This window comes from uncultured Brachyspira sp. (genome assembly GCF_944388875.1).
Taxonomy (GTDB): Bacteria; Spirochaetota; Brachyspiria; order Brachyspirales; family Brachyspiraceae; genus Brachyspira.
Map to the genome: position 1 here is coordinate 1 of NZ_CALXKQ010000045.1, position 6,449 is coordinate 6,449.

Sequence of the window (6,449 nt, forward strand, 5' to 3'; positions counted from 1 at the left end):
GTCTTTATTCACCGCACGCAGAATAAAATTAAAAAATATGAATCTATATGCTATTCAAATTTTATTATATTAAAAAATTTTGTTTACCGTGCGTTAAATCTAATCAAAGCCTAATATATATTATAATTAATCTTTCAGATAAATATAAAATACAATTTCATAAATAATAACAAAAAAGTAACTATATATTGAAAAATCAAACTATTAAAATATATTTTTATACTTTTTTTATACATAAATATATTTTTATAGCAAATAAATATTGACATAAAATAAATATCATAGTACTTTTTTACAAAATATTATTTAAGAGGTTACAAAATGAAAAAAATTATTTATTTATGGTGTTTTTGACAATTGTCAATTTTTGGGGATGTGCTAAAAATAACAATGTTACTGCTCCTTCTTCAAGTATTAAAAAAACTGAAATTTCGTTTTCATATTTAGATGATCAATATCAAATTTCAGAAAATAAAACTGACAATATTCTTATGAAAACAAAAGATGTAGCAGAAAATTTTTCTTTAATCTCAAAAAAAACAGGAGAAAACGAATATACTGCTATAATAACTGATGAACAAAATAATATATCTGTTGCTATGGTATATAAAGATAATAAAGAATTTCCAGATCATATTTCTTTTTCTAAAGATGATAATTTAATTAGAGGTACAGCTTCAGATCATGTTAATGGGGCATTTGATGTATTATGGAGTATGAATGGTATGGAAGAAGTTTTTTATAATATTAAATTATCTGATGATATATATAATTATAATAATATTTCTTCTTTAGATTCAAAAGAAAATTATCAGGCTAAAACTCTAATTATAAGTTTAAAAATATGGGATGCTATTAATAATTATGTTCAGGATAGTAATAATCAGCCTAAAGGAAGATTTTTCTTTCTTATTTTTGGAATAATAGCAGCAGTCGCCGCAGTAACAGCTACAACAGTAGCCACATTCGTTACAGCATTAGTAGTAACAGCTGCAGTATTAACTATAGGAGCAATAGTATCAAAACCATCTGTTCCACCAGAAATAAATGATGGTCCATATCCTGAAATTTCTACTTTTGATATTTTATATAACGATAAAAAAATAGATAATAATACTACATTTACAATAGATTATGATACGGGAGAGATAAATATGAGAAAATCAGTTACTGCCAATATACAAAATAAGGCAAGATTGACATTGAATCCTGTTCATTCGGGTGCTAAAAACTCTAATAATGAATTAGAAGTTTTTGTAAAAATGGATGGAAATTATGGAGATCCTATTTCATTAATAAATGCTTATTATAAATTTTCATTAAATGGTACATCAGGAGTTATAGAAAGCCATGATAAGAGTATTTACCAAACAATAGATTTAAAAGCAGGTGAAAGTAATTTTATGACATTAAATATAGATAAGATAAATAAAACTCCAGATAATCTTAATAATGTGGTTTTAGATTTTGTGTTTAAAAATAATATAAAAATTTTTGGAAGAATGGGAAATAAATTTACTTTGCAAATAAATTAAGGAATAGTTATGAAATTTTTATTATCTGCTATATTAATTTTATTTAATATTAATATTTTATATTCAATGAGTCTTTCTCCAGAAATTGGTATATTTATGAACATAGGCGGTTCAAAAATTTTCACTAAAACAGATGTGGGATTAAAAAAATCAGATAAATCTTATTATCAATTTGGAATATACAGTGCATATTATGATACTATAAAAGGCGATATCTTTTTAGATTTTGAAGCTATTTTTCAATTAGGTGTAAAAAATAATATTAATAATAATATTGTTACAGGCTTAACTTCCCTTTTAGAAATAGGATATAGTCCTTATATAATAAGCACAAAATATGAAGGTAAAAGCGGAATTAATAACTATATTTATACTGATAGAGTTATTCTTTATAGTTTAGTTTTAGGAGTATTAGAAAAAATAGTTTTTAATAACTTCTCTATAGGAATAGGGGGAGGATTGCTTATTCCTATAGCAGGCTTAGGAACTTCTAATAATATAGAATATGATAATAATTCATTAGTTATTCCATCAAAAAATAAATTAAGTTACTATGATATAAAAAAACTATTTAAAGTTCCTGTTGCTCCGTATATAAAGATAACTGCCGAATATGCATTCAAGCCTTATAAAATGGATAATGCTGAAATGGATTTTGTACTTGGAGCATATTTAAGTTATAACTTTGGTATGCAGTATGATGTTTCTATATTAAATGAATATACACCGCAGCAAACTATACCTCCGACTATAGGACTTTTTAAAGGTGATATATATCATAAATATGATTATTCCAATTTGGATTTTGGTTTTACATTGGGTGTTTCTTTTAGAGCTTTAGAATAATTCAATATTTAATAAAAACCGTTGTGATAGTAAATATATCATGGCGGTTTTTAATTTTATTCTAAGCCACCCTTTATATTTTATTATTTAATTTAGACATTTTAACTTTATTATCCTTATCACTTAATAAGAAATTTTAGTACCCACCCAAGTTTTTTTAAATTTATTATTCTATTACCGCACGCAGAATAAAACTAAAAATACAAATTTAATTATAATTCAAATTTTATCATTCTTTAAATTTCATTTACCGTGTGTTAAATATATTATAAATTTAATTAAAACTTGGGCGGGCATGCTTTTTCTTTTTAATTTATTTAAGAAAATAGGAGTATATAAATGTAATTAGATAAAAATATATAGAGGGCGGGATTTAGAAAAAGCCATAAAACAAAAAAATAGCCAGTCCCATTATAAAAATGAGACCAGCTATTTTTAAATTAGTATGCTATAAACGTACTAAATCATTGTACCAAACGTAAAACGCCTTGAGTCATAGTATTAGCTTGAGCCAACATAGCCAAGTTAGTCTGACTTAAAATTTGGTCTTTAGCAAATTTAACAGAAGCCTCAGCCATATCAGTATCTCTTATTCTACTTTCAGAAGCTGCAGTGTTCTCATAAGCGATCATCAAGCCTTGAGCAGTAAGCTCTAATCTGTTCTGATAAGCACCAAGATTAGATCTTTGTTTAGAAACTTTCATTAAAGCTTCATCAACTAATCCTATAGCAGTATTAGCTTTATCTATAGAAGAAATAGAAACGCCAGTACCTTCAGCAGTTTGTAATCCTAAAGCAGCAGCAGTCATAGTACCTATATAGATTCTTCTTCTTTCATCCATATTGGCACCCATATGAAACCACATAGAAGCAACAGGAGCTCCGCCTTCATTAGGGTTAGAGAATCTTCCAGTTAACATGTTAAGAGTATTGAATTGAGCTTGGCTAGCAATACGGTTAACCTCATCTACTAATTGAGATACTTCAACTTGAATAAGCATTCTGTCAGCATCAGTATAAATACCGTTAGCAGATTGTACAGCTAATTCACGAATTCTTTGTAAGATATCTTGGCTTTCTTGAAGATATCCTTCAGTAGTTTGAATGAAAGATATACCATCTTGAGTATTTCTTTCAGCTTGACGTAAACCGCGAATTTGTGTACGCATTTTTTCAGATACAGCAAGTCCTGAAGCATCATCGCCTGCTCTGTTGATTCTTAATCCAGAAGAAAGAGCAGCCATATCTTTAGATAGGTCTACATTTCTGAATTTTAAAGTACGTTGTGCATTTATAGCACTAATGTTATTATTGATGATCATCGTCATCCTCCATGATATTTATTCAAAAAGGCATCCGTGCCTAATTGGCAAAAAATATTAAAGAGAATTTAAGGTATTCCGACAATCCAAGTAGCTATATAAAGTTGCCAAAATACCATTAAATCCTATATGTATTTACGCCAATAAATACATTTAATTATATGGTATCAACTAAGCAAACAGGGAGTTCGAGACCGCCAAATACTTGAACTCTCATTTGCTATACATTAATTTTCGACCCTCTCGGCATAAAGTTTAATTTTATTTAGTACTTTTTTCTCTTTTTTAAACAAAAAAATATATAATATTATATTTACGATACATTTTATACGTTATATTTATGTTTTTTCAATTTTTTATATAAAATTATAATATACTTCTTTCAAAACTCATTTTATTTATAATTGTATGAACTGGAATTAGGCATAGGGTATCAATAATCCGAGTGCTGTATAGTCCTATCGAGAAAAACATACCAGCCATATACATAATAATAATTTATTGCAGCATATAAAATACTATATTTATAATCCTAATACTAATATAATAAAAACTTATTTATTAACCAATAAACTCCTTATAAATATTGTTTTATAAGATAAATTAATAAGCATTTTACATAAAATTTACTAAAAAAGATAAATATTGATATTTACATACTATTTTTAGACTTAATGTAAATAAAATTTTACATTATTTTTAATTTAATCATCAAATATGTATTATAAGTAGTATACATGATAATAAAAATATATATTTTGTAAATTTTATGTAAAATAATTGTAAATAAATATTGCACAAAGTCTGTAATATGCTATAATAATAATTGTAAAGAGATTTTACATACACCCTGATAAAAGGAGATACACTATGACTAACAGCTTAAAACTTTTTATAAAGATAACACCTAGCCAATTACCAGAAAATATTAGAAGATTTATTTCTGCTAATTACAGCAAAGCAAAGATAGTTTATATAGATAAAAGAAAAGATGAATACGAAATCAAATTAAGCAATGGAATATATATAAATTTCGATAAAAATGGTGCTTGGAATTATATAAGCAGTGATGACAAATTATCAGAAAATATACTTCCAAAAAGTATAGCAAATAGAGTAAAAAGTATAATGAAAAAATATAATAATGCTTACATATTTGAGATTAACAAAAGAATAGAATTTTATAAAATAAAATTAAGCAACTCTTTAGAATTACGCATAAGAAATAATGGGGAATTATTGGCATAAGTTTTTAGTTTGAAATAGTGTATCTTTTAAGATATTTTTTTTATTAAAGAATTTATATATTAAAACGACAATGATAGCAGTATTTTTTGTTTTATGGTTTTTATATGAAGTTTAATATATATATTCTTTTAATATTATTATTTATCATTAATAATATAATATTAGCAAATAATTTCAAAGTTATATCAAGACAGGGAGAAGCTTCTGTTATCGTTAATGAAGAGTATTCTGATATAGATTTAAAAAAAAGTTTCCCTAATGATTATTTTTCTATATCTACAAAAGAGTCATCATATATAGTAATAGATAATGGAGAGAAATCTATTATGCTTATGCCAAATTCGAAACTAACATACGAAAATAATATATTTACATTGGACTTAGGATATATGTATATAAAAACTAAACATAATGATGACATACAAATAAAAATAACTAAAGATGAAAAAACATACAGCTTTAAAGGAAAATCTTTTGCTGTAGTATCTTATGACAGTGAAGTTTCAGTAATAACTTATGACAACGCTGTAAAAATTATTCCTGAAATGTCTATAGGAATGAGCTATTATTTAGAGCCTCATCATAAAACTTCCATAATACCCATTATGAACGGTCCATACAGAACGACAGCAAATGAAAAAAGTTTAATAGAAAGTGTATCAAGACAATTAGAAGGTGAAGTTGCAAGTCATTTAAATGAGGATATAGACAGATACAGTTTCAAAATCATGGAAGGCACAAAAAATGAAACAACTATATACAGGATAGTTCATCCTCAAAAAGGTCCTAATATATTTTTAATAGTGCCGCATGGAAATGAAAGAGTAGGAACTGATGTAGCTATGGAAAGACTTAATATGCCTATAAAAAATGGAAGTTTAACAGTTGTACCTATTGCCGTACCTGAAGCATATAGATTAAATACAAGAGCTATAGAAGGACAGGATATTAACAATAGATTTTTCGATAAAAAAGTGAACAGAACTGATACTGATAAATTAGCCAAAGAATATATGAATATGCTTGATGAATATGATATTGATGTTGTACTAACATTGCATGAAGGAAACGGATTTAAAGAGTTCTTTGGAGATTCTATTATATATGATACTAGAAAATTAGATGATAAGGTTGTGAAAGTGTTGAATAACATAAACTCAAGAATAGAACCTATGAAGTTTAAATTCAGACAAATGTATTATCCGATGCCAACTACAATAACATTTTACGCTGCTAAAAAAAATATCGAAGCATTTGGAATAGAACTCACAAGAAATTTGGACTATGATAAAAAAAGAATAATAATGCACACAATTCTAAGTGAATTTTTTAAAATATATGGTTTAGAATAAAATATTTTTTACTTATACCAACCCAAGTTATTATCAGATTTAAAATTTTATTAACGCACGGTAAACAAAATTTTTTAATATAACAAAATTTTAATAGCATATAGATTCATATTTTTAATTTTACTCTGCGTGCGGTGAATAAAGAT

At 25.9% G+C, this 6,449-nt stretch carries 5 protein-coding genes; 4 read left to right on the plus strand and 1 reads right to left on the minus strand.

From position 1 onward, the window contains the following. Positions 1-341 precede the first annotated feature (341 nt). Both Q0J69_RS14055 and Q0J69_RS14060 read left to right on the plus strand, forming a co-directional pair. The gene (locus tag Q0J69_RS14055) at positions 342-1,535 is read left to right on the plus strand and encodes a colicin lysis protein (RefSeq protein ID WP_297208551.1); all 1,194 of its coding nucleotides are present in this window, start codon (positions 342-344) and stop codon (positions 1,533-1,535) included. Between the two features lie 9 nt (positions 1,536-1,544). Continuing rightward, positions 1,545-2,381 (plus strand): hypothetical protein, encoded by an 837-nt coding sequence (locus tag Q0J69_RS14060; RefSeq protein WP_297208552.1) that lies wholly within the window; start codon positions 1,545-1,547, stop codon positions 2,379-2,381. A 464-nt stretch (positions 2,382-2,845) separates the two neighbouring features. Here Q0J69_RS14060 and Q0J69_RS14065 read toward each other — a convergent pair whose 3' ends face one another. After that, positions 2,846-3,703 (minus strand): flagellin, encoded by an 858-nt coding sequence (locus Q0J69_RS14065; RefSeq protein ID WP_297208553.1) that lies wholly within the window; start codon positions 3,701-3,703, stop codon positions 2,846-2,848. 870 nt (positions 3,704-4,573) lie between these two features. On the opposite strand from Q0J69_RS14065, the gene Q0J69_RS14070 reads away from it, so the two are divergent. Together Q0J69_RS14070 and Q0J69_RS14075 are read left to right on the plus strand one after the other, a co-directional pair. Beyond that, positions 4,574-4,951, plus strand: coding sequence for a PepSY-like domain-containing protein (locus tag Q0J69_RS14070; protein ID WP_297208554.1), 378 nt, complete (start codon positions 4,574-4,576; stop codon positions 4,949-4,951). Between the two features lie 104 nt (positions 4,952-5,055). Further along, a complete protein-coding gene (locus Q0J69_RS14075; RefSeq protein WP_297208555.1) occupies positions 5,056-6,303 on the plus strand; it encodes a hypothetical protein in 1,248 nt (415 codons plus the stop codon). Positions 6,304-6,449 lie beyond the last annotated feature (146 nt).